Origin of the sequence: Rubripirellula obstinata, from assembly GCF_001642955.1 — a bacterium.
GTDB lineage: Bacteria > Planctomycetota > Planctomycetia > Pirellulales > Pirellulaceae > Rubripirellula > Rubripirellula obstinata.
Genome location: NZ_LWSK01000059.1, coordinates 1 through 21,589 on the forward strand (window position 1 = coordinate 1; position 21,589 = coordinate 21,589).

20 protein-coding genes are annotated in these 21,589 nt (G+C 53.9%); 7 read left to right on the forward strand and 13 right to left on the reverse strand.

Annotated features, from left to right (window positions below; translation table 11 throughout):
- Positions 1-145: 145 nt before the first annotated feature.
- Positions 146-1,501 (reverse strand): ATP-binding protein, encoded by a 1,356-nt coding sequence (locus tag RC85_RS15165; RefSeq protein ID WP_068264330.1) that lies wholly within the window; start codon positions 1,499-1,501, stop codon positions 146-148.
- Positions 1,498-1,872, reverse strand: coding sequence for a hypothetical protein (locus RC85_RS15170; RefSeq protein ID WP_068264331.1), 375 nt, complete (start codon positions 1,870-1,872; stop codon positions 1,498-1,500). Before RC85_RS15170 ends, RC85_RS15165 begins: the two co-directional genes overlap by 4 nt.
- Before the next feature lie 281 nt (positions 1,873-2,153).
- Between RC85_RS15170 and RC85_RS15175 the strand changes: the two genes are divergently transcribed.
- Together RC85_RS15175 and RC85_RS15180 are read left to right on the forward strand one after the other, a co-directional pair.
- Positions 2,154-2,465: a hypothetical protein gene (locus tag RC85_RS15175; protein ID WP_149752509.1), complete on the forward strand. Its 312-nt coding sequence runs from the start codon at positions 2,154-2,156 to the stop codon at positions 2,463-2,465.
- 36 nt (positions 2,466-2,501) lie between these two features.
- Complete coding sequence (locus tag RC85_RS15180; RefSeq protein WP_068264335.1) at positions 2,502-3,080, forward strand: glycine zipper domain-containing protein; 579 nt, start codon at positions 2,502-2,504, stop codon at positions 3,078-3,080.
- Between the two features lie 2 nt (positions 3,081-3,082).
- Here the strand turns inward: RC85_RS15180 and RC85_RS28280 are convergent, their stop codons facing one another.
- Positions 3,083-3,814 (reverse strand): Dabb family protein, encoded by a 732-nt coding sequence (locus RC85_RS28280; protein WP_068264337.1) that lies wholly within the window; start codon positions 3,812-3,814, stop codon positions 3,083-3,085.
- A gap of 168 nt (positions 3,815-3,982) precedes the next feature.
- Here RC85_RS28280 and RC85_RS15190 point away from each other — a divergent pair, with 168 nt between their 5' ends.
- Positions 3,983-5,074, forward strand: coding sequence for a redoxin domain-containing protein (locus RC85_RS15190; protein WP_068264339.1), 1,092 nt, complete (start codon positions 3,983-3,985; stop codon positions 5,072-5,074).
- A gap of 316 nt (positions 5,075-5,390) precedes the next feature.
- Here RC85_RS15190 and RC85_RS15195 read toward each other — a convergent pair whose 3' ends face one another.
- From RC85_RS15195 to mch, 4 genes are all read right to left on the reverse strand, one after another.
- Positions 5,391-6,638 carry an HD-GYP domain-containing protein gene (locus tag RC85_RS15195; RefSeq protein WP_068264341.1) on the reverse strand — a complete coding sequence of 416 codons (1,248 nt, stop codon included), beginning with the start codon at positions 6,636-6,638 and terminating at the stop codon, positions 5,391-5,393.
- Positions 6,639-6,846: 208 nt separating this feature from the next.
- Positions 6,847-8,598: a fatty acid CoA ligase family protein gene (locus tag RC85_RS15200; protein ID WP_084422705.1), complete on the reverse strand. Its 1,752-nt coding sequence runs from the start codon at positions 8,596-8,598 to the stop codon at positions 6,847-6,849.
- Between the two features lie 71 nt (positions 8,599-8,669).
- A complete protein-coding gene (locus RC85_RS15205) occupies positions 8,670-9,557 on the reverse strand; it encodes an ATP-grasp domain-containing protein (protein ID WP_084422706.1) in 888 nt (295 codons plus the stop codon).
- A complete protein-coding gene (gene mch / locus RC85_RS15210; RefSeq protein WP_068264384.1) occupies positions 9,554-10,525 on the reverse strand; it encodes a methenyltetrahydromethanopterin cyclohydrolase in 972 nt (323 codons plus the stop codon). The genes RC85_RS15205 and mch overlap by 4 nt, the downstream gene beginning before the upstream one ends.
- 210 nt (positions 10,526-10,735) lie before the next feature.
- Here mch and def point away from each other — a divergent pair, with 210 nt between their 5' ends.
- Together def and fmt are read left to right on the forward strand one after the other, a co-directional pair.
- Positions 10,736-11,320, forward strand: a complete 585-nt coding sequence (gene def / locus RC85_RS15215; protein ID WP_068264343.1) for a peptide deformylase — start codon at positions 10,736-10,738, stop codon at positions 11,318-11,320.
- A 227-nt stretch (positions 11,321-11,547) separates the two neighbouring features.
- A complete protein-coding gene (fmt, locus tag RC85_RS15220) occupies positions 11,548-12,510 on the forward strand; it encodes a methionyl-tRNA formyltransferase (protein WP_068264345.1) in 963 nt (320 codons plus the stop codon).
- Positions 12,511-12,597: 87 nt separating this feature from the next.
- Here the strand turns inward: fmt and RC85_RS15225 are convergent, their stop codons facing one another.
- On the reverse strand, positions 12,598-14,625 hold the full coding sequence (locus tag RC85_RS15225) for an ATP-dependent helicase (RefSeq protein ID WP_068264347.1): 2,028 nt from the start codon (positions 14,623-14,625) through the stop codon (positions 12,598-12,600).
- Positions 14,626-14,688: 63 nt separating this feature from the next.
- On the reverse strand, positions 14,689-15,225 hold the full coding sequence (locus RC85_RS28495) for a hypothetical protein (protein WP_235033124.1): 537 nt from the start codon (positions 15,223-15,225) through the stop codon (positions 14,689-14,691).
- 250 nt (positions 15,226-15,475) lie between these two features.
- On the opposite strand from RC85_RS28495, the gene RC85_RS15235 reads away from it, so the two are divergent.
- Positions 15,476-16,672, forward strand: a complete 1,197-nt coding sequence (locus tag RC85_RS15235; RefSeq protein WP_235033125.1) for a Gfo/Idh/MocA family protein — start codon at positions 15,476-15,478, stop codon at positions 16,670-16,672.
- Positions 16,673-17,294: 622 nt separating this feature from the next.
- Here RC85_RS15235 and RC85_RS26900 read toward each other — a convergent pair.
- On the reverse strand, positions 17,295-18,023 hold the full coding sequence (locus RC85_RS26900) for a PEP-CTERM sorting domain-containing protein (RefSeq protein WP_149753037.1): 729 nt from the start codon (positions 18,021-18,023) through the stop codon (positions 17,295-17,297).
- Positions 18,024-18,649: 626 nt separating this feature from the next.
- On the reverse strand, positions 18,650-20,215 hold the full coding sequence (locus RC85_RS15245) for an IS110 family transposase (RefSeq protein WP_068264354.1): 1,566 nt from the start codon (positions 20,213-20,215) through the stop codon (positions 18,650-18,652).
- Positions 20,216-20,359: 144 nt separating this feature from the next.
- Between RC85_RS15245 and RC85_RS15250 the strand changes: the two genes are divergently transcribed.
- Positions 20,360-20,674, forward strand: coding sequence for a hypothetical protein (locus tag RC85_RS15250; protein WP_149752859.1), 315 nt, complete (start codon positions 20,360-20,362; stop codon positions 20,672-20,674).
- Here the strand turns inward: RC85_RS15250 and RC85_RS15255 are convergent.
- Both RC85_RS15255 and RC85_RS15260 read right to left on the reverse strand, forming a co-directional pair.
- Positions 20,650-21,255: a DNA-3-methyladenine glycosylase I gene (locus RC85_RS15255; RefSeq protein WP_068264358.1), complete on the reverse strand. Its 606-nt coding sequence runs from the start codon at positions 21,253-21,255 to the stop codon at positions 20,650-20,652. The two genes, RC85_RS15250 and RC85_RS15255, sit on opposite strands and share 25 nt — an antisense overlap.
- Positions 21,252-21,584, reverse strand: coding sequence for a DciA family protein (locus tag RC85_RS15260; RefSeq protein ID WP_084422707.1), 333 nt, complete (start codon positions 21,582-21,584; stop codon positions 21,252-21,254). Before RC85_RS15260 ends, RC85_RS15255 begins: the two co-directional genes overlap by 4 nt.
- Between the last annotated feature and the right edge of the window lie 5 nt (positions 21,585-21,589).

Sequence of the window (21,589 nt, forward strand, 5' to 3'; positions counted from 1 at the left end):
GAAACCGAGCCAGAGAATTGATGTGGGGCAGCCATCCGGGTGCTCGCGCACCCGGCAGGGAGCTGCCGGCCCTCCGGGCCTAACGCGCAGTAACTGATGCGACGTCCGGAGCGAAAGGCGACTATAAAAAGTCGCATGTTCCTAACTACTTGATGTTCAGGTAATCCAAAATCTCGTCGTACAAACCACCTTCGTTTGCATACAACGCATGATTGCGGGCGGTTGAAAACCATTCTCTCGTTGACGGTCGAACCGTCTTTGCGGCTGCTAACAACTCTTTGGTCGTCAACGGTTTTGGCATTCCGGTTTTTACGGCTTCCATCAACTTGGTTTCGATCGCTCGATCAACGACTGCTTTCAAGTCGGCACCGGAGAAATCGGCGGTCTTTGCGGCCAGTTTTTTCACATCGACATCGTCCGTTGGTTTTCCGGTCAATTGAATCTGCAGAATCTCCGCGCGAGCTTCGGCGTCGGGCGGTGGGATAAAGATCACTCGGTCGAATCGACCAGGACGTCTGAATGCGGTGTCCAAGTGCCAGGGTGTGTTGGTGGCAGCCAGGCAAAGTAGTCCGTCGTTGGATGAACTGACGCCATCCAATTCCGATAGAAACTGATTAATCAATTGGCGGCCACCGCTTCGTCGCATGTCACTGCGACTGGCCCCCAACGCGTCCACTTCGTCAAAAAACAAGACGCAGGGTTTGCTGCGACGAGCTTGGTCGAACAACGCGTGCAAGTTCTTTTCGCTGTTGCCAATCCACATGTCCAACACATCGTTGATGCCGATCGACATGAATCCAGAATTGACTTCGCCAGCGGTCGCGCGGGCAAGGTGAGTCTTGCCGCATCCGGGAGGTCCGTACAACAGGATTCCGCCACCGATTTTCTTGCCATAGGCCGCGTACATTTCAGCGTGTTGCAGCGGGTAAATGATTTTGACCCGGATTTCTTCTTTCACCGACTCCATTCCGCCCACTGATTCGAAACCTTCATCGGGTCGTTCGGTTTCGTACTCGATTTGTTCGTCCGGGTCGCCATCTTGCCAGGCCGCCGGGTCAGCCTGATTGGATTCGCTGTCGGATTCGCGAAAGTCCTCGATCCCCAACAAGCTTTCTAGGCCCGCGTCGGCGACGTCTTCGTCCTTGTCGATCGCATCGCGGTAGGTGGAAACGGCGCTGCGGATGTCGCCGCCGCGTTGCAGCAATCGAGCGTGCATGACCATCGCGGCCGGTGACGGATTCTTGCCCTTGACCAAAGTTTCAACGATCGCGGTAGCGTGCGAATCCTTGCCGTCGCGAAGATAAATGTCCGCGAGTGCCAATTGCAATTCAACGTTGCCCGGATGGTGAGACAACGACAAGCGGATCGTTTGCTCGGCTTCGTCATATCGCAACAATTCCACCAGCAGGTTCGACAACTGCGTGGCAAGAACGATGTTGTCGGGTGCGGCTTCGACGGCTCCACGCAGGGCTTCGATGGCGACTTGGTTGGCGTCAGTCACGGTTGATTCGTTTCCAGTTGTTGAGTTTCAGGTGTTGGGGGTTCAGTTGGCGGCGTTTCAGGTTGCCTGACGATTTTGATTTGAGGATTGTTTTTGAGGAATTCCTGCTGTTCCTCTGGCGAGAGCGATTGCATGTGCAAAATCAACGCTTTCAATTCTTGAAGAGCCTTGGCACGTTGTTCTTCTTGAATCTGCACCGCTTGGGCTTTCAGCTTTGCTTGTTGATCGACTTGATTCAACCGAGTCAATGTGTGCGCGGCCCAAACGGTGATCAACGCCCCGATAATGAACAGAGCGATCGGAATCAGAAAGCCGCCACGTGAACGCTCGAAGCGTGCGAAGGGATCGTTGCGGATCGAATCGGTCGTCATTGAGATGGTGCAACGATTGGTGGAGAGAATGAACGAGATACTGCCGTGTATGAATCATACCTTGATGAGGGGATTCTGTTCAGCCAGTAAGTTTTATGACGCTTGGCCTACGTTTGTGCGAAAAGTGTTGATTCGACATCTGTAACGATCGCCTAATCGTTACGAGCGGATTTGCTGACCTGTTCGCCAAAAAGTCACAGTGATTTCCCTGACGATGGCCGTTTTGTTTCCTTGGAATGAGCAACGCTTGAAAGACTTGTTTCTACCATCTGAGGAAAATGATGAAAAACCAAATCAAGCTTATCGCCGCTTTGACGGTCGGCGTCACCTTTGCAAACACCGCTGGCACCTTGGAAGCCGGTCGGCCGTTTGGCAGATTCTCGAATCAATCGAGTCGAAGCTCTCAGAATTATTCGAATCGCAACTATTCGGCCGCCAACCGTGCTCCGGTACGAACCCAGCAGCCATCGTCAGCAACGTCCTACGCCAGCAGCATTCTGCAGTCGCCCGAGCGTATGGAAAAGGTTTACGGGCCAAGCATTCTGGTCCGCGACATTCCGGTTTCTACCAAGCCAGTTGTTGCCCAACCCTAGAACACTCAACCAAATTTCACTCACGCTGTCATTCCCATGAAATCACGCTTCACGCTTCTGATTGTCCTGATCGTCATTTCGGCACAGGCCGCGACGGCCCAATTCTCGTTGGACCCACGGCATCGAAATCGACGTGGCGGTGCGTTGCTGGGCGGATTAGCGGGCGCGGCCATTGGCGTCGCGATCGGTGACAGAGGGAATAACGAAACCGCGGGGGCACTGATCGGCGGTGCCGTCGGTGCGGTTGCAGGCGGCGCGATCGGCGACGCCAAAGATCGCCGAATCAATCACAACCGAATCTATCATTCGAACCATCATTCCAATTTTCATTCGGGGCATCATTCGCCCCAGTATGTTGTTCCGGGTCATTCCATTCATCCGCCGGTTTACAACGTCGAACCCGTTCATCCAACGCCCGCGGGCAACTACGTCCAACCGCTGACCACCCATGATGTCGTGACGATGGTTCGCAGCGGGCTGAGCGAGATGATGGTGATCAACCAAATTCGCTATCGCGGCATGGCTGTGCCGTTGAGTGTTTCCGAACTGATCGGATTGCACCAGCAAGGGATCAGCGAACCGATCCTGGAAGCGATGCAGGGCACGTTAAGGTAGTCTTACCTTTCATCTTCTACCACAAAATCGATCACTCGAATTTGTTCCACGGGACCAAGCGTTTTCACGAACGCTTGATGCGCCGGATGCGGTAGATACTCGGCCAAGCCTTCGGGGCCGTCGAACGTCACCATAAAGCAGTGCGTGAATCCATCGTCATGATCTTCGGGGCTGTTGTTGATTCCCCACTCAAAATGTTTGACGGTGTCGATCTTGGTTGCAAGTCCCGCGAAGTCTTCTTCGACCGCTTTGACTTCTGCGTCCGTGGCCGTGTCACGAAACTGAAAGAATACCGGGTGCATCAGAGCTGATCCGGTTTGCGTGTCCGATGGGTCGCCCCAGTAATCGACCACGAAGACGTCTTTCTTATGCGGTTTCAGCACCTCGACGAACGCTTGGTGAGCCGGATGAGGCAAGTAGTCATCGCGGCCCGCTTCGTCCTGAAACGTCAATAGAAACGCATGAGTGAACCCATCGGCCATCTTTGCGCCGGGCGTTGCCACGCCATCTTTGTAATCAATGATTGTATCGATCTGGGATGGCAGTTTCCGAAACGCTTCGACGACCGCCGCGATGTCCTCTTTCGATGAATCGTCGTTAAAGGCGAAGAAAACCGCATGCCGCAGAACCCGCGACGGAGATTCCTCGGCAAATGAAAACGACGCAGAAACTGCGAGCGTTGTGGCGATCACAGCGGCGATAAACGGGCTGGCAACGGAAAAACGTTTCAGCATCAAGGTCTCTCGATGGGTTGGTGTTAAAGTCAGGGTTCGTTTTGTAAACCAAAAGTCTAGCAAACTTTGGCGGAACGGTGCTCGTTTTGGTCATTGCCTACGGAGGCACCGTTAGAATCACGCGACTGATTGCTGTTTTGATGTTCACTCGTTTTGTGACAGGGTTTTATGAAGGTTCCAATCATCACCTCGGTGGCTTTTGCATTTTGTTTGACACTGCTGTCGCCGCAAACATCGATGGCAGACGAAGTAGGTCCAGAGCTGGATCCGGTCTTGCTGCAAATGATTCGCGACGATGCGGTTCACGAAGATTTGAACCTGGAACCGGAACAGATTTCTGCGTTGATTGAGTTCCTGCCGCAAGTCGATGGCGAGTGGTTTCGTGCCAGGAATTATCCGACGGTAAAACGGCTGGCAACGATCGACCAACTCACATCAAATTTGCGTTCTTCGCTGCAGCAAATTTTACAACCAGACCAAGTCAAGCGACTGGAACAACTAGAATGCCAAGCACTAGGCACACGCATGGTGCTGCACCCAGACATCGCCAAACGGTTCGACGTCACTGAAAAACAGCGTGCGATGTTCGTCGGAATCGCAGAGCAGACCGATAAGGCGGTTGCTAAAGTTCAACAGCAAGCCAAAGACGGTAAGTTAGACGCGAAAGCAGGCGGACGCAAAATTGCTGAGCTGCAAAAGACGGAACGTGAACAGTTTGTAAAGGCATTAACGCCCGAGCAAACAGAATTGCTGCCATCGATGACTGGAAAAACCTTCAACTTTTCCAAGATCAAACGGACCTACCCGATGGCACCAGAACTGGAAAGCGAAGGAGTGACGTGGTTACGTGGGACTCCGGTGCAATTGTCCGATTTGCGTGGCAAAGTCGTTGCGGTGCATTTCTACGCGTTCCAGTGCATCAATTGTCAACGCAATCTACCGCACTACCAAGCCTGGCATGCCGACTACGCTGATCAAGGTCTGGTGGTGATCGGCATTCAAACGCCTGAACTAAGTTCGGAGCGTTCGGCCGATCTGGTCAGGGCGGCAGCGATCAAGGAAGGAATCGAGTATCCGGTACTGTTGGACTTGAAATCGTCGAATTGGAACGCTTGGCACAACACGATGTGGCCGACGGTGTACTTGATTGACAAGAAAGGTTTCCTGCGCCGGTGGTGGCAAGGCGAGATGAATTGGCAGGGAAACCCAGGCGAAAAAGACATGCGAGGAACCGTGGAAGCGTTGTTGGCGGAGGACTAGTGTTCCGCTTCACCTCAATTTTCGGGTAGCGGAACTCGCCAAGAGTTTCGGTTACGCGAGTGGACGCCGAAAGTCTACGCGACCTTCGAGTACGCCTTCGGCTAACTGTTAAACGAAACGTGACGACTGTTTGAATAAATCAACAACTCGCCAAGAGTTTCGGTTACGAGGGTGGACGCCGAAAGTCTACGCGACTTCCGCTACCTCCTAACCGAAAATTGAGCTGACTTGAAATACTAGGCTGTGTCGCGAGTGGACGCCGAAAGTCTACGCGACTTCCGCTACCTACTAACCGAAAAGATTCTCTTGACGGATACTACGCCGCAATCAATTCCTCCATCATGACCCTTGAGATTTGGTCAGTTAGCAATCGCTTCTCGGGCCGTTTTTGTGAAACGGCTGGTCGCCTGATTTTTCGCGAATCGGTGCGAGTGAAAACGAATTCGTCGGAACCGTCGGCTTGGACAATCGGCGTGGCGTAGTGCGCTGCGTCGCGGCGCATCACGGTGGCTTCGCAATCGTCGTTTAGCAATACACGTGATCCAATTGGAAACAGCGTGATTTGCGTCAGGAACGCTCGTAACGCTTTCGAGTCGTACCGACCGCGGGTGCCCTCGTGCAACATGACGACCAGGGCATCGTGAGCCTGAATAGGATCTCGGTTGGGGCCAGGTTCCGTCAAGCTTAAGTATCCATCAACGACGCTGAGCACATTGGCCAACGGATGGGTAAGGTTGGAACGCAGGCCGCGCGGATAACCCTGTCCATCGGGTCGCTCGTGAACTTGGCTGACGATCACACGAATTTCATCTGACGCGATCGTGAATTTTTTCAGAAGATCTTGCGTGATGTTTGGATGCCGTCGGTATTCGTCTTGTTGTGCCGAGGTCAGGATCGCCGACGGGTCTCGAAGTTCAGGCGCTAGTCGATAGAGTCCGAAATCGTGCAGCAAACCAGATTGCCCAAGAAGTTCCAAGCGATCACTATCGAATTCCATCTCGATCCCAGTGTTGATAGCCAACATCGACATCTGGGCGCATCGATGGGCAAGGTTGTCTTGTTCGTTTGCCGAATCAATCGATGCGATGGATTGGTCGCAATCGTCTAGCACCATCTCCAGCAATGCTTTGGGAAGCTCGCAAGCGGTTTGGATATCGCGATTTGAAAGCTGGTCGATACGACGACCAATGCTTGCCAGTTCACTCACGCTCTTGGACAACTGTTTCTGGAACGCTGCCGCGCGAACTGGTGAATACGTTTCTTGGCTTCGATCCTTGCGTTGCTGATTCCCCGCTCGCTTGGCGTTTGCCGAAGCAGCCGCCGGCTTTGCTCCTTTTACCCCCGCATCATTCGCGGTGTTGTTTGCCAAGAGTGCGTCGGCATCCTGCGGACTGACTTCCAGATGCGAAACGCCACGCTGGATTAATTGGTCACGCAGGGCGGCGGTGATCGCGTTGCCCGCCATCAACGTCAAGGTGCCCAGATCGTCTTTTACATCGCATTGACATGGAATGTCGATCGCGATGTCTTCAATTGGTATTCGAACAGAGTCTTCATCCGTCATGCCATGTGCCCCATGCATTACAGAAAGGAAATAGGTTGTTGATGGACGAATGCCGACAACGACCTCTAAAGAAGTATGTTTCGCACACCAGCATGCTGTGCGGTAGCAATGCTCAAAATTCGCACTGAAAACGCGATCGGCGGCACTCACGACCCGTACATTTAGACGAGACGTATCAAATTTGAGCGTTCGGGCTTTCTAGGAAGCGTCAATGTTCATTTTGAAGCTCTTCGGTCAAACGTTCGCGAAAAATCTTGCTGTTGTGGCGAATGTCCACCGGCAACGGCTTGTCGCGGATGATGATTTCGGTGATTCGCATCGTCAGAGGATTTCTGGACGCCAGGTTAAGCAACTCGCTTTGCAGACGATCGCGGTCCTGCGGCGTCTTGGGAAAGCATTCGGGAATCGTTTCAATCAGGATCACCGGCGTCTGGTTAGGACGCTGTCCACGGCCGATCAGTGCACTTCGGTACACTGACGGATGAGCATTAAAAACCGCTTCGCAGGGAACGGTGTACAGCGTTCGCTTTCCGCAGACGACGCGATGAGCTTTGCGACCACAAAACCAAAACCGATCGGTCGAATCCAAGTAGCCGACATCGCCCATCCGATGCCACACACGATTTCCATCGCGGACTTTGTGAAAGCTGTTTTGATCCTGGCGAACAACATACTGGTCCGTCACCATCGGTCCGCTGACCATCAACTCGCCAATCTTGCCCTGTTTCATCTCGGTCGTTTGCTCGATCGAATCCATCGGTCCATCGTCCACCTGGACCACTCGCCACGACACGCCTTCAAAACGAGTTCCCACGCAAACGCCTTTTCCTTTTGCGGACGCGGGGCCGGTTTCTGAAATGATTTCGCGTGATTCGATCGACGCGATCGGCAGTGCTTCCGTCGAACCGTACGGCGTCACGATTTCGGCTTCCGCGTGTACCAACCGGCGCAGACTTTCCAGCGTCGCGGCGGGGACCGGTGCACCGGCGGACAGGATTCGCCGCAGCGTTGGGAATGGCTGCGAGAAATCATTATCGTTCGCCCAGCGGACGACGGTGTTCCAAAGTGCGGGCGATCCAAACGCTTGATCAATTTCCCATTGCGCCGCCGCTTCGGCCAAGCGACGTGGGTTCACATCGGCCGGGCGAGTCGGGTCCATGTCCGGGATGATGGTGGTCACGCCCATGACGGCGTCAAACAAACCAAACAACGGAAAGCACGCCAAGTCTCGCGAACCGCGTTTGATTTCGTAGCGATCGCGGATTCGATCGATCTGCGCATGAAACGTTCCGTGCGTGTACAGAACTCCCTTGGGCGGACCCGTTGATCCGGTGGTGAAAATGATCGCCGCCGGATTGGACGATTCAATTTTCGGCAGCTTGATGTCGTCGGCGGTTTTGCCAAGTTCTAAAACTTGCGACAGCGTCTTGCCGCTCCACAACCAATTCAAATCGTACCACTTGTCGCCAACGGTCACGTTCCACTTGGCGTCTGGAAACCGCCGCGACAACACCGTGCGTATCGCTTGTGCTTTGGGGATCGCCATGAAGCCGTCCGGTTTGGCTTCCGACAAACAGCGAACCAAGTGCTTACGCCCGATGCCTGGATCGATCAGGATTACGGTCGCTCCGGCTTTCAACAGCGCAAACGTCAACTCGATGAACGATGCACCGAACGGCACCAGCATTGCGATCCGCATGCCTGGTCGGACACCCCATCGAATCAGACCCTTTGCGATCGTGGTGCTCTGTTCATCCAGTGCGCCGAACGTGGTCAGCTTGTAGCTTCGCGTCGTGTCATCGCGCACCGGTCCGTTGGGCTGAGCGATCGCGACGGCCGACGGCAAAAGCGACGCCATGACCGTCAAGCGATCGGCGACGTTGCCATTGCTGTGCCGGGTAACAGTGCTGGCAGGCGAGTTCGCTGGTTGGGAATCGCCGCAACTGTGTTCAGAATCCATGGATCGCCATCGTTTTTCTTTTGGAACGTACGGCCAACATGATGCCGTAACTCGCTGGGGCTCGCTACGGCCTACCGGTTTGGAATCACTGCTTCGATCATTTGCTGGGCGATGGAAACGTTGCATACGCTTTGTGTGCCTTTCCAACCCGGGATCGCATTGACCTCGACAATTCGGTAGCCGCCAGCGGTTTGATTGTCATCGATTAAGTCAACCGAACCGTAAACCAGTCCAATCGAATCACACACTCGATCGGCAAGTTCGGACTGCCAGGATTCAAGGCTGATCGTCGCGACTTGTCCACCGTGCGTTTGGTTTGTCCGGAAATCACTGGTATTTGTTCGCCGAAAGGCAGTGATCTTGCCTCCGATTCTAAGCAACCGCGTGTCGCATCCACCCGGCGGAATAAAACGTTGCAGGTAGATTGTCGCGTCCAATTGGTCCAGCGTCGAAAAAGTGGTGTGAGCCAGATCAAGCGAGCCGACCCGCATGACTCCGCGTCCTTCACCGCCAAAGATCGGCTTAACAACACAGTCACCACCCAGATCCGTGAACGCTTCCATCGCGTCCTTGCGAGATTGAACGACGCGAGTTTCGGGGACGGGATACCCCAAATCTGCCACGACCGACAACGTCGCATACTTATCGATCGCAATTTCAAGCGACGCAGGCGAATTGACAATCCGTTGACCTTGCCGATGCAAATGATGCAGAGTCGCCAACCGAAATGTAATGCGTTCCAACGTCGCCGCTGGCATCGTTCGCGTTAGCACTGCGTCGAACGATTGCACATTACCCGCGGAACAGGTCACCGATGATGTTTCGCCGACGCAAGCCGAAAGTGATTCGTAGTCGGCCAGGTCGAATGTGCATCCGTGCCGAATGCAAGCTTGTCGTAGTTGATCGGCGTGCCAGCCCTCGCCGCCACCGAGCATCAAAATGCTTGGCCCGCGTTTCATGTGAACGACTGAATCAAAACATCAGTTTTCAATCGTCCTGTTCGCCATGTCTTACCGGATCGCAAATTGTGGATCACGACAACGGCTGGCGAAAATAGCATGGGATCGACTTTGTAGAAATCGTAGTCGTATTCTTTGAAGACATCCGCAAACGGCCGCCCGTGATCCGGTGAACTTTCGCTGGGAACTTTTGAGGCAACGCCGTCGATCGCCCCATCATCGGCGTCGATCCATAGCGTCACCGTTGCTCCGTACAGCATTGCGTCGTTGGTGCGTCCGATGCCGGTCGTGGTGTCGCCCGGTTTGGCTGGCGGTGGCAGCGGAGCGTGTCCGGTGGCGGAAACGATTTGCGTGACGTCGAATTTCAATTCATGCAGTTTGTGAATCGCTGTTTCGATGCTGCGTGCGACCACTTGGACTGATCCGGCAATCGAGGTGCTCGGCGCGATCGCTAGATGCAGGTTTGACGTTGAAACACCGCACTGTTCTGCAATGGTTTCGACCGCCGATCGCGTCGGCAACTTGTCTGATTCCAGGACGCCGACCACCGAAGAAGCGGCTTGGGTAAGGTTCAGCATTACCAGCGTTTCTTCGCGACCGCGAGCCATCCGCATTGGCCCGCTGCCCATCGCGAAAAAGTCATTGGTCTGGATCGGCCAACCTGCGTACTGGCAACCCAGGCAAGCGACCAGCGGATCATCGGTTCGCACAAAGACAGCGTTGGACGATGCGTAAGTGTCATTGTCGCAGGCGGTGATTTGAATCTCGGCGAGATCGCCCATACACAATCGGGCTAAAATCAAACCAGCCGCCAGCGATCCATTGGTATCAATACCAGCGTCCAGAATCGACGCGTCGGCGATTTTATGAGTGTGGCAACGGATCTCGGTTGCGTCACGCAAAGCGTTTTTGAACAGGCCGTTCGCAGCGTCGTGGGCAGTCGTTTTTTTTGAGTCCAGGGGGTGCATGGCGGTTATCGTCGCTGGCAACATCGCGTATGTCCAGTAGAACGGAATTCAATCCGCGGCGTTGGAGCGATATCTGGGAATGCAACGGAACAAATTCCGTTTGACGTTACCCCTGTTTTGCTTGGCCCCGATCGATCATTCTGTTACGCCGGCATTCTGTTACCGAGGCATTTTCCGCTATTCATTCCTGCCCAGACCAGTTTTTGAACCATGCAGCTCAGCATCATTCATTACCCTCACCCGACTCTGCGGATCAAATCGAAACCGATCCGGCGGGTGGACGCCCAATTAAAAAACTTGGTCGAGCAGATGTTTGAACTGATGTACGAGCATGAAGGTGTTGGTTTGGCGGCCAATCAGGTGAATTTGCCGCTGCGATTGTTCGTCGCCAATCCGACCGGAAAACGGGGCGAAGGCGAGGAGTTCGTGATGATCAATCCTGAACTGCAATTGCCAAAAGGCAACGAAACGATGCAGGAAGGCTGTTTAAGTTTGCCCGGTGTTCACGGTCAAGTTAAAAGACCCAAGTCGATCCGCGTTAGTGCGTTTGATTTGCAGGGCAATCCGATCGAGCAGACGTTTGACGGATTCCTGTCGCGAGTGATCCAGCATGAAAACGACCACATCGATGGGATGATGTTTTTTGATCGCATGAGTGAAGAATCTCAGCGAGAAATCGAAGAGCCGCTGGAAGAGTTGGATGCGGTTTTTCGAGGGAAACAAGAGTCCGGCGCGATCGATAGTGATCCGAAATTGGTGGCAGCACTCAAAACATGGTACGACCAATACGCTTAGAGGCGGGATCAGCTACGGGCAGGGCGTGACCCAACGCCGTGAAGAGATTCGGTCCGGGAAAAAACGTGTTAGTTCGTTTAGCCGCGTGGGCATCGCCCCGCGCGTTCGAACCAGCCCAACGCGCGGGGCGATGCCCACGCGGTTAAACAGTTCAGAAACCCTTCACGGCGTTGGGCGTGACCCACGGACGCTTTCGTTTTGGAACCAATCACTGAGGTCAGTCAACGATGAAATTAGTTTTGATGGGCACTGGGCCTTTCGCGGTGCCGTCGTTCGATGCGCTGCGACAAGCGGGCCACGAAATTTCGCTGGTCGTCACGCGTCCGATGCCGCCAGTCAAAAGCCGCGGCGGTCCGCCGCCATCGCCAGTCCGCGATTGGGCGGCCGAGCACGAACTGCCGCTCTATGATCCCGATTCGATCAATGAACCCGAAGCAATCGATCGAGTCAAAATGTTACAGCCCGATTTGTTGGTCGTTTGCGATTACGGACAGATTCTAAAGCCTGATGCGTTGGCGACATCCAAGCTTGGCGGAATCAATTTGCATGGTTCGCTGTTGCCGGCCTACCGTGGTGCCGCGCCAGTCCAATGGGCATTGCTAAACGGCGATTCGGTGACCGGGGTTTCAGTCATTCACATGACGCCGCGTTTGGATGGCGGGCCCGTGATGCAGACGGTTGAAACAGAAATCACCGACGCAGAGACCTCGGGCGAACTGGAGCAACGATTGTCGGAACTGGGTGTCGCAGCGACGCTTGCCGCGGTCGAAAAACTGGCATCCTGGGACGGTGAATCGCAACTTGGTATCGATCAAGATGCATCGAAGGTCAGCAAGGCTCCGCGTTTGAAAAAAGCGGATGGCGAAATTGATTGGGGACGATCCGCGTCCGAAATATCCTGTCACGTTCGCGGCATGATTCCATGGCCGATCGCGTTCACCCATTACAAACCACGCGAAAACAAACCGCCGCTGCGTTTGGCGATTCACGCGATTGTGGTTACCGACCAACCAAGCCACGACCATTCGCCGGGTGAGTTGCTGACGACGGAGGATGGCGTGATCATCGCGACGGGTGATCGGTTCATTCGGATTCAGACTCTGCAACCTGCTGGGAAGAAACCGATGACTTCGACGGAGTTTTTTCGGGGGTATCCGGTGGTTGAAGGTGCCAGGTTGTTTGCGAGTTAATTAACCACGGATGGCTTTCGCGGGACCACGGATGTTGAGTGCGCCAAAACATCCGTGGTTCTGCGACAGCCATCTGTGGCTCGTTATCTACGTACCCGCTGCCCGGATCGGTTTCTTCTTTCGGTACTTGTTCGGATTGTCTGCTTTCCCGGTGATCTCGTATAGAAACCGGCTAGGCGTCGTCGGTCGTGGCTTGCCCCATTTTCGCCGCGTTAGTGCCATCGTCATCGTTAGTTCTTCTTGGGCCCGCGTGATGCCGACGTAACACAACCGTCTTTCCTCGGCGATGTCGTCTTCATTGCAACTCTTGACGCTGCGGCTGTGTGGCAGCAAACCGTCTTCCATGCCGACCATGAATACGAACGGAAACTCCAAACCTTTGGCCGCATGCATCGTCAGCAACCAGACCGCGTTTTGCTTGGCCAGTTTGTCTTTCTCGTTACCCATTTCTTTGCCCGAAAGCGCGATCTCGCCCAGAAATCCCGTCAGGTCGGCAGCCTCGGCTTTGTCTTCGTACACCGACAACGCGTTGGACAATTCGCCAATCGACGCCATCCGCATTTCGCGTTCTTCGGGCTTGTCGTAACGGCTCGCCACCTCCGTTGCAAACGCTGTCCGCGTCAACAACGTTTGCATGCCAGCCACCAAACTCTCGCTGTTGCCGCGATCGCGAACGTCTTCGGCAATCTTCTGCAAGTCATCGATCCCGCGTCGGGCAGGCGTTGGCAAATCTTGGGTTGCCGACGGATCAGTCATCACATCCCACAACGTCACGCCCCGCTCGACCGCCCGTTCAACCAGCAACTTGATCGACTTGTTGCCCAGACCGCGCGGTGGCGTGTTAATGATTCGACGCAGGGCAACTTCATCGTTGGGTTGTTCGATCCATTTCAGATAAGAAACCAAGTCGCGAACTTCGCGGCGGTCAAAAAACGATTGTGCCCCCAGCATCACGTAGGGCACGTCGGCTTTGCGGAGTTCGGTTTCAAAGATTCGCGGTTGTTCGTTGGTGCGAAATAGGATCGCGATGTCTTTGGGTTGAATGTGCAAATTGTGAATCAAGTGATGGATCTCTTTGACCACCGTTTGCGATTCAGCGACTTCGTCCTTGAATTGACAGATTCTGGGCCGTTTACCGGTCGGGCGGCTGGCGATCAGAGTCTTGTCGTGACGCGTCGTGTTGTAGCCAATCAATTGGTTGGCCATTTTTAGAATTTCAGCGGTGCTGCGATAGTTGTTTTCCAAGCAAACGATTTTCGCATCAGGCCAATCGTTGGCGAAGTTCAAAATGTGAGTAACATCAGCACCACGCCAAGCGTAAATCGATTGATCATCGTCACCGACGACACAGAAATTGCGGTGACGCATCGTCAAGTGCTTCGTGATCCGGTACTGCGACCCGTTGGTGTCCTGGTATTCGTCAACGAGAACATGATCAAACTTCGCTGCCTCTTGATCGCGAATATCGGCACGCAATTCAAACAGGTTTTCGGTTTGCAACAGCAGGTCATCAAAGTCCATTGCCCCGCGAAGCATCAAACCTTCTTGGTAACGTCGGTAACCGGCGGCGGCAAAGTGCTCTTTGTCGGTCGCCGCGATGTAGCTGGCTTCTTCGGGTTTGACGGACGCGTTTTTCCAGCCGCCGATAATGAACAGCATGTCGTTGGGACTTAGCGCAGCACTGGGCAGCCGAAGTTCTCGCAGGATTTGCCTCGCCAATGATTCTTGATCGCCGCGATCGTAGATCGAAAATTTGTCCGGATATCCCAGCGCGGTCGCATGTTGTCGCAAGACACGGACACAGTGCGAGTGGAACGTGCTGACCGTCGGTGCCGGTGGCGGTTTCTCGCCACGTTTGAGTTTCCGTTTTTTTCCGCTGCTGGTTCGCTTGTCGATCAGTTCCCCAATCCGCTCCTTCATTTCACCGGCGGCTTTATTGGTGAACGTGACCGCTAAGATGCGATCCGGTGCAACGCCATGTTTGATCAGGTTGGCAATGCGAACGGTGACGACTCGCGTTTTCCCCGTCCCTGCACCGGCCAACACTAGCATCGGTCCAGACAAAGTCCGAACCGCTTCCGCTTGCGCCTCGTTCAATCCGTCGGTGAGGTTCATCTGGTTGGGGTACTCTTGGGGTTGGTAAATCGGGAATTTGTTTCGTAGAAACGCGTCGCTGACTTACCGCATGTTGTCGCGATCGACGACCGGGTTGGCGCTGCCGGATGCGATCCAGATCAATGCCCCTTTTTGGACGCGGTTGGCATTCATCGCGACTCGGTCAAACGGGATTCCGTAACAGGCGTAGTTGCCGGTCGCACTGTCGATCACGTAGACCACCGTCCCGGCGGCAGGTCGATTACTCGCCCGAGGGAAATCCGCTCGGCCGGTCAACATCATGTACTTTCCGCCCTTGCCGCTGGCACCGATTGCGTCAGCGACATTGATCGAAAACTGAGCCATAAAACGACCGACGCGTGGATAGATCACATTGCATTGCAGCAAACCCGAATTGTGATCAAGAACAAATAATCCGTCTGCATCTTCGCTAACCGCGCCCGTTGCCATTGAAAACCCGTCGCTGGTCACCGCCGAAGTTGCCTCCAGGATCGGCAGGTTGGCGATGTCGGTTTCGGATCGGCTGATCCCGGCAAAGTAGGCTGCTGATGCGATCGAAATTGCGGTCAAAACGGCCATCGCCGAAAATGAAAATTTCATCAGACCAGGACAACAGACACTTGCGGAACCGTCGTTAGCACTACTGATCCTGAGGCCGTTTCGCGGTTGTTCTGTCATGGAAGCACCTGTTTTTCGGGGTTGAGGAAAGTCGTAGCGTAATTGTACGCATCCACCGACCGCTTTACGATTACCAAACTGGTCGCAGCGAACCAAGGTGACGCTTTCTGAGGTGGAACCGCCGGTTCGTTCGTCGCACGTAATTTCATCCCGTAAATAGGCAAACTCAACGATGGCACTGAACGAACCGCTGAATCGAAAACTTCGCATGGCTCTGATTGGCGGCGGTGCCGGTTCATTCATCGGCCGCGTCCACTCGATCGCCGCCTGCTTGGACAACCGAGCCGAATTGGTCGCCGGGGCTCTGTCCAGTAACCCCGAACGATCCAAAGCGTCGGCACCCGATTATGGCATCGACGAATCGCGGGCCTACGGAAGTTACGAAGCTCTGTTGGACGGGGAATCAAAGTTGCCCGAGGACCAGCGAATTGACTTCGTGTCGATCGCCACCCCCAACCACACGCACTTCGAGATCGCTCGCGCGGCCGTCGAAGCTGGGTTCAACGTGATGTGCGACAAGCCGATGACCTTCGATCTGGGGCAAGCCGAATCGTTGATGGAAACGGTTGAAAACAGTGACGTCGTTTTCGCGGTCACTCACAACTACACCGGTTACCCGTTGGTGCGTCAGGCACGCGAGATGATTGCCAGCGGCGAACTGGGCGAAATCAACGCGATCCGGACTCAGTACATCCAAGGATGGCTGCGAACCCAATTGGAAGCCGAAGACCAAAAGCAGGCCGCGTGGCGAACCGACCCAACCAAGAGTGGTGCTGCGGGCGCGTTCGGTGACATCGCGACTCATGCTTACAACCTGGGACGCTACATGACCAGCGAGCTGCCGGAATCGGTCAGTTGTCACTTGAAGACGTTTGTCGAAGGTCGCAAGTTAGACGATTACGGCACCGCGGTGATCCGCTACCAAAACGGTGCTCTGGGGACCGTCACAGCGTCGCAAATCAGCCACGGCCGCGAGAACGATTTGGAGATTGAGATCGATGGCACAAAGGGATCGCTTCGTTGGCGTCAGGAAAATCCAAACGAGATGATCTACCGACAAAACGGCAAAGCCCACCAGATCTACACTCGCGATCCCAACGCCGCCTACATGAACGACTCCGGTGCAAACGCATGTCGTCTGCCGTCGGGTCACCCGGAAGCGTTCTTCGAGGCGTTTTCAAACGTCTATGCGTCCGCGTTCGACGCCATGGCGGCAAGATCGGCTGGTCAAAAGATTGACAACAGCAACACGGTCTACCCAAACATTTGCGATGGAGTCGAAGGGATGTATTTCATCCAGCAATGTGTTGCGAGCAGCCGAGCGGACGCGGCGTGGTTGCCGCTGAAGCATGCCGTTGCACGTTGTTGATACCCGCCTTTGCTCAAACGTTTGTAGATAATCCGACGCAGTACAATGCCATTCCCAAAACGGCGCTAAAACAAGTTCCGTATTTGACGCAATCTTTCGTAGCTGGGCCCGCCAGGGTTCAGTCGGATCCACCCAGTGATGGGCTGACCCCAACGCCGCAAAGGTTATCCAACTTGTTTAACCGCGTTGGGCATCGCCCCGCGCCGTGAAGGGTTTTCTGGACTGTTTAACCGCGTGGGCATCGCCCCGCGCGTCCGGGGCAGCACGACGCGCGGGGCGATGCCCACGCGGTTAAACGAACTAACACGTTTTTTCCGAGACCAAAACTCTTCACGGCGTTGAGCTCTACCCGACTGAACCCTGGCGGGCCAGCTACGAGAGAGTTCGCCAAATACGGAACTTGTTTCAGGACAGTTCCTAAGCGGTCGGGCGAACGCAACAATTTGTCGGATCGCTGCCCCATTCTTGACCACAGAGCCCAAAATTAATGAGCAATGGCACTTGGGTGGCACTGTGTGACTTTCCAAACCCCGAAAGAACTCTCCAGCTTCGGAGGGCAAACGAAAAAAGCCAAGGCCTGGACCTTGGCTCTCAAAATTGCCATTCACTCCCTAAAAAAGCTTTAACGCTTCCTGCGAGTAAAGGATGCAATGCCTACAAGGCCAATCGCGAGGAAAGACGAAGGCTCAGGAATGACTACCGCAGTGAAAGCCAAATTGTCTACATAGCCCAATGATGGGGCGTTCTGCCCTTGAATTAAGCCAGTGTTTCTTAATCGAACGAACAACCTGTCGCCATTCGCGACTCCGCTTACATCGTATGAGAAGCTGAAGGGTGCTGTAGCACCGATCATGTTCGCTGGATCACTAGACACGAATTCCCCAAGAGATACCGCGTTGGCTTCATCTGCGATATCGTTCCCAACTTCTGCAAACGCGAAAGGGTCACTCGCCGGCAATGAGAAAAGCTCCACTCCAATCGTGTTACGCTGCCCGTTGTCCCGAGTTAAACTGATGCCACTAACCCCAATCGACAGGAAAGAGTCTTGGGTACCAATTTCTCGGTAGATATATCCCGCAGTTGACAGACCAGCCGCATTCCCGTTCAAGCCGGTAAAACTACTTCCAGCACCTAAAAAGTCATTAAAAGCTCCGCCGGTGCCATTTACATTTACTGATTCGCCCCAGTCCGCAATGGTGATTTCAAAACCAAAGTTCGTTTCACCGCCTGGTTCTGCTGCGCCGGGGTCGTTGAAGTTTTCACTCGTCACGACGAGGGCACCGTGAAGGCTTGTCGTTAAGATCGCGCAGAAGGCGAACGACGCAAATAAAGTAACTAACCGAAGTCTCATGAGGTTGTCTCCAAAGAAATTGCACGTGTTGTGAAATTGATCGACTATTCCGGTTCGCCGTGCATGCGAGACCGGGAATGTTAGCCTATCCTGAATTATTAGCAGGTAAAGCTCGATCAACCTTGTCCCAGCAAAATAGAACGACGATCGCAACAAATGTGGCAAAAACCCCCCGAAAAACGACAAGAAGGGTGGAAAACTGAAACAAAAGGGCCGAAATCTGAAATCAAGGGGGGGAGGGGCAAAAAAGCTAAAAAGTAACCAAAACGGAGCAGAAAATAGAAAAGCACTGTCATGGTCAAACTTGAAAATGCTCGCTTTTGCGAGGTGCGCGCATATTCCTAGCGGCACCACCAGATGGTAGTTTTTTTGAGTCTCAAAGTCCAATGGCTTGTCGTTGCTACCGAGCACTTCTCAGTCAGCTTTGGTGGTTCAGTCTCGCCACCCTGGTAGATATCCGAAGCTTAGAAGCCTCACACTGTCTTATCCGGCGTTTGAACCGCTGGCAGAGCATCACGCTTTTTCCACGGGCTTGTTGACTGCCGCTGCTTTCGCAGTAGCGCCTACCCTCGGGGTCAATCGATGTTATCAGTGTGCTCGGTGAGCACGACGAGCCAGTGCGGGCTCTAAGCTTCGGACGAACGTGATTCTACAGGATTCTCTGTGCGGACTCCAAGGCGGATCAGTAACGGAATGAGCAGATCACCAATTGATGCTGTTCTGCGATTCTTTTTCCGGGCGAGCTCCGCCAGCGGTTTCGCTTCGGCAGCGTGTGTTGACTTTGGCAGCCAAGTGAAAGCTTCGTTGAGGTCGACAACGGTTTGCTCGAGTGTCGTTTTGTGCGTGCGGTGAAATTCGCGGAGCTTCAATAAGATGTATTCTTGATCAATCGATTTGCCTCGCCAGACTTGTCGACCACTGACGATTTGGAAGATCATGCGATTGGCTCGATTCGCCATCCGACATTGGCGGTCGACTGTAACGATGCCCCGCTTCTCCCAAACCGCTGATAAGCCCCGGTAGTACGGATGACACTTGATAAGATTCTTGGCAACCAGAATGCAAGCAGCCCGCAAGCGGCGGTTGCAACTTTTGGCGACCGAGCCAGAACGATCCACCTCATCACTTTGGTATCGTGATGGGTAAAGTCCTGCCCGACCATTGATTGCTGTCGCCGAAGCGTAGTGCTCCGGTGGGCCAGCCTCGCCAGCGAGTTCACCGGCCGAGACGATGTTGATTCCTTTCACGCTAAGCAGCAGGATGTACGGCGTTTTGGCTAACGAATTAGCGGTTTTTCTTTCGGTGTCGAGTATTTGCTCGGTCATGAGTGAGCGAAGTTGCAGAAGCTGCTTCCAGTGTTCGGTGAGTAAGCGATGCAGTGGATCGGCGTCGGCAGCTTGCAGGCTCCAGGCGTAGATTTTGTCCAATGTTCGCTCTTGGAACCGCACCTTGCTGTTGCGCAGAAATGTAGCCATGCCATCGGCTTTGATTTTCTTGATGCTGTCCGCCGAGGAGAACTCTTGGGCGATCGTCATGGCAATCGATTTATTGAAGAGCTTGTCGTCCTCAAAGAGATCCGCAAACCCTGGCATCGATTGATGCAAGAGTGCGCGGATCTGAACCTGCAACCGTGCTCGTTGCTTGACCAGATTGCGTCGATGACGAATCAGTCTTTGCAGCGAAAGATAAATCTCGCTGACTGGCAGGGTTGCTAATCCATAACCGTTGATGGCAGCGTGAAAGATGGCCTCCAGATCGTTGTCGTCGGTCTTGTCGTTTGGATGCAGAGCACCACGATAGTGTGATGACGCGAAGGGATGAACCGTTCGCGTATCGAAGCCCGCCTTGCGAAAAGCAGCTTGCACGGGCTTGTGGTAAATCCCCGTCATTTCCACAGCGGCGATCGAGTCGCCAATGCCTTCGGCTTCGCACGCAGCGGCAACTTGCTGCGTCATCGCCTTGAGCGCGCCAGCATGATGTTCCACGATTGTGGGCTCAATGATGACTCGACCAAAGAAGTCACAGAACATCCACTTGGAACGACGCTTGGCACAGTCAACTGAGACGATCCCGAAACGCTGCGGCCCAACCTCCTGGACCCGCTGTTGGATAACGCCAGAAGGCTTTCCGATGTAACGACGGGTTGTACCTTTTTTGCCTTTGTTGCGGGTAGAATTCTTTGTAGTGGTCATTCGAGTGACTCTTGGGTGGAAGGGGTTTTAGTTCTTCCAATTCAAGCACTCGAATGGCCCTTTTGCAGATTTCTGTTGATCTAGGGGACATACCAGGGGGTAGGCGAGTCAGTCGAACAATTGATTGCACCGGAGTACGCTGAAATGCTTGTTGAGGACACTCACGTCGCTTATCCCGACATGGATGGCAGTCCCACAAAGTCTTGGATTATCATGCACCGCAGGCAAGATCCAAAATCATTCGACTACGCGGTTGGTAAGCGCCCAAGACAAGAGCTTTACGATGTATTGGCCGATCCCCATTGTATGAACAACTTGGCAAAGGACATTGATTCGCAGACAACACTGAATCAGCTTCACAATCGATTGATGAGTGAGCTGCACCGAACCGGCGATCCGAGGGTTGATGCTGACCCCATGTTCGAGCATCCGCCCTATACGGACTTGTCCGAACGGTAACAACATTCCGGCAGATGATCGTCCACGATTCCCATCGATTGCATCAGGGCGTAGCAGGTCGTTGGGCCAACGAAGGTCCATCCGTTCTTTTTGAGTGCTTTGCTCATTGCGGTTGATTCGGGTGTGATCGCTGCAACGTCATCTTTGGTTTGGGGACCGACGTGATGATCTGGTTTGAATTGCCAATAGAAGTCTGACAGTGATTTTCCGTCCTTAGTCATTTCGATGGTTCGCTGTGCATTGTTGATCGCCGACTTGATCTTTCCGCGATGTCGGACGATTCCTGCGTTGGTGACTAAACGATCGATATCGTCTTGGTCGAACCGGGCGACTCGGTGGAAATCAAAGTTACAAAACGCTTCACGGAATGATTCTCGCTTTTTCAGAATGGTGATCCAAGACAATCCAGCCTGAAAACCTTCTAGGCACATTTTTTCAAACAGCAAGCGATCGTCGTGTACCGGTTTACCCCATTCTTCATCGTGATATTGAACGTAGATAGGTTCAGTTCCACACCACCAACATCGGCTGGTGCCGCGATCATCGACGATGATACTGTTGTTGGATTCAGAAGAGGTCATGACGATTGAAGTCGAAAACGGACGTCGGTGATATTGCTGTCAGGCATATCTTTTTGCAGTCGTCTAAGAACGCCACGACGCTGGAAATTTAATTCTTGCAAGGTTGCTGAATCGGTGACGTAGACCTGCAGAACGCCGCGGCGAAGCTTTCCCACCCTGCAGTCGTTTCCAATTTCCGTTCCAACAACAGCGACCACTGACTGCAACATTTCCTCACCCGCAGACGCCTGGGCGTAACCACGCCGAGCCATCAATTGGTTGACGAGCGAACCAATCCGCCGGACTCGCGGCTTTTCAGCATTCTGGTTGGAGAGCCATTTTTTAGCCAAAACGT

Excerpts from the sequence above, each read along its gene's own strand:
- RC85_RS15245 (WP_068264354.1), bottom strand. The coding sequence starts at position 20,215 with ATGACCACTACAAAGAATTCTACCCGCAACAAAGGCAAAAAAGGTACA.
- mch (WP_068264384.1), bottom strand. The coding sequence starts at position 10,525 with ATGCACCCCCTGGACTCAAAAAAAACGACTGCCCACGACGCTGCGAAC.
- def (WP_068264343.1), top strand. The coding sequence starts at position 10,736 with ATGCAGCTCAGCATCATTCATTACCCTCACCCGACTCTGCGGATCAAA.
- RC85_RS15190 (WP_068264339.1), top strand. The coding sequence starts at position 3,983 with ATGAAGGTTCCAATCATCACCTCGGTGGCTTTTGCATTTTGTTTGACA.
- RC85_RS28495 (WP_235033124.1), bottom strand. The coding sequence starts at position 15,225 with ATGAAATTTTCATTTTCGGCGATGGCCGTTTTGACCGCAATTTCGATC.
- RC85_RS26900 (WP_149753037.1), bottom strand. The coding sequence starts at position 18,023 with ATGAGACTTCGGTTAGTTACTTTATTTGCGTCGTTCGCCTTCTGCGCG.
- RC85_RS15180 (WP_068264335.1), top strand. The coding sequence starts at position 2,502 with ATGAAATCACGCTTCACGCTTCTGATTGTCCTGATCGTCATTTCGGCA.
- RC85_RS15205 (WP_084422706.1), bottom strand. The coding sequence starts at position 9,557 with ATGAAACGCGGGCCAAGCATTTTGATGCTCGGTGGCGGCGAGGGCTGG.
- RC85_RS15225 (WP_068264347.1), bottom strand. The coding sequence starts at position 14,625 with ATGAACCTCACCGACGGATTGAACGAGGCGCAAGCGGAAGCGGTTCGG.
- fmt (WP_068264345.1), top strand. The coding sequence starts at position 11,548 with ATGAAATTAGTTTTGATGGGCACTGGGCCTTTCGCGGTGCCGTCGTTC.
- RC85_RS28280 (WP_068264337.1), bottom strand. The coding sequence starts at position 3,814 with ATGCTGAAACGTTTTTCCGTTGCCAGCCCGTTTATCGCCGCTGTGATC.
- RC85_RS15255 (WP_068264358.1), bottom strand. The coding sequence starts at position 21,255 with ATGACCTCTTCTGAATCCAACAACAGTATCATCGTCGATGATCGCGGC.
- RC85_RS15250 (WP_149752859.1), top strand. The coding sequence starts at position 20,360 with ATGCTTGTTGAGGACACTCACGTCGCTTATCCCGACATGGATGGCAGT.
- RC85_RS15235 (WP_235033125.1), top strand. The coding sequence starts at position 15,476 with ATGGCACTGAACGAACCGCTGAATCGAAAACTTCGCATGGCTCTGATT.
- RC85_RS15195 (WP_068264341.1), bottom strand. The coding sequence starts at position 6,638 with ATGACGGATGAAGACTCTGTTCGAATACCAATTGAAGACATCGCGATC.
- RC85_RS15200 (WP_084422705.1), bottom strand. The coding sequence starts at position 8,598 with ATGGATTCTGAACACAGTTGCGGCGATTCCCAACCAGCGAACTCGCCT.
- RC85_RS15170 (WP_068264331.1), bottom strand. The coding sequence starts at position 1,872 with ATGACGACCGATTCGATCCGCAACGATCCCTTCGCACGCTTCGAGCGT.
- RC85_RS15175 (WP_149752509.1), top strand. The coding sequence starts at position 2,154 with ATGAAAAACCAAATCAAGCTTATCGCCGCTTTGACGGTCGGCGTCACC.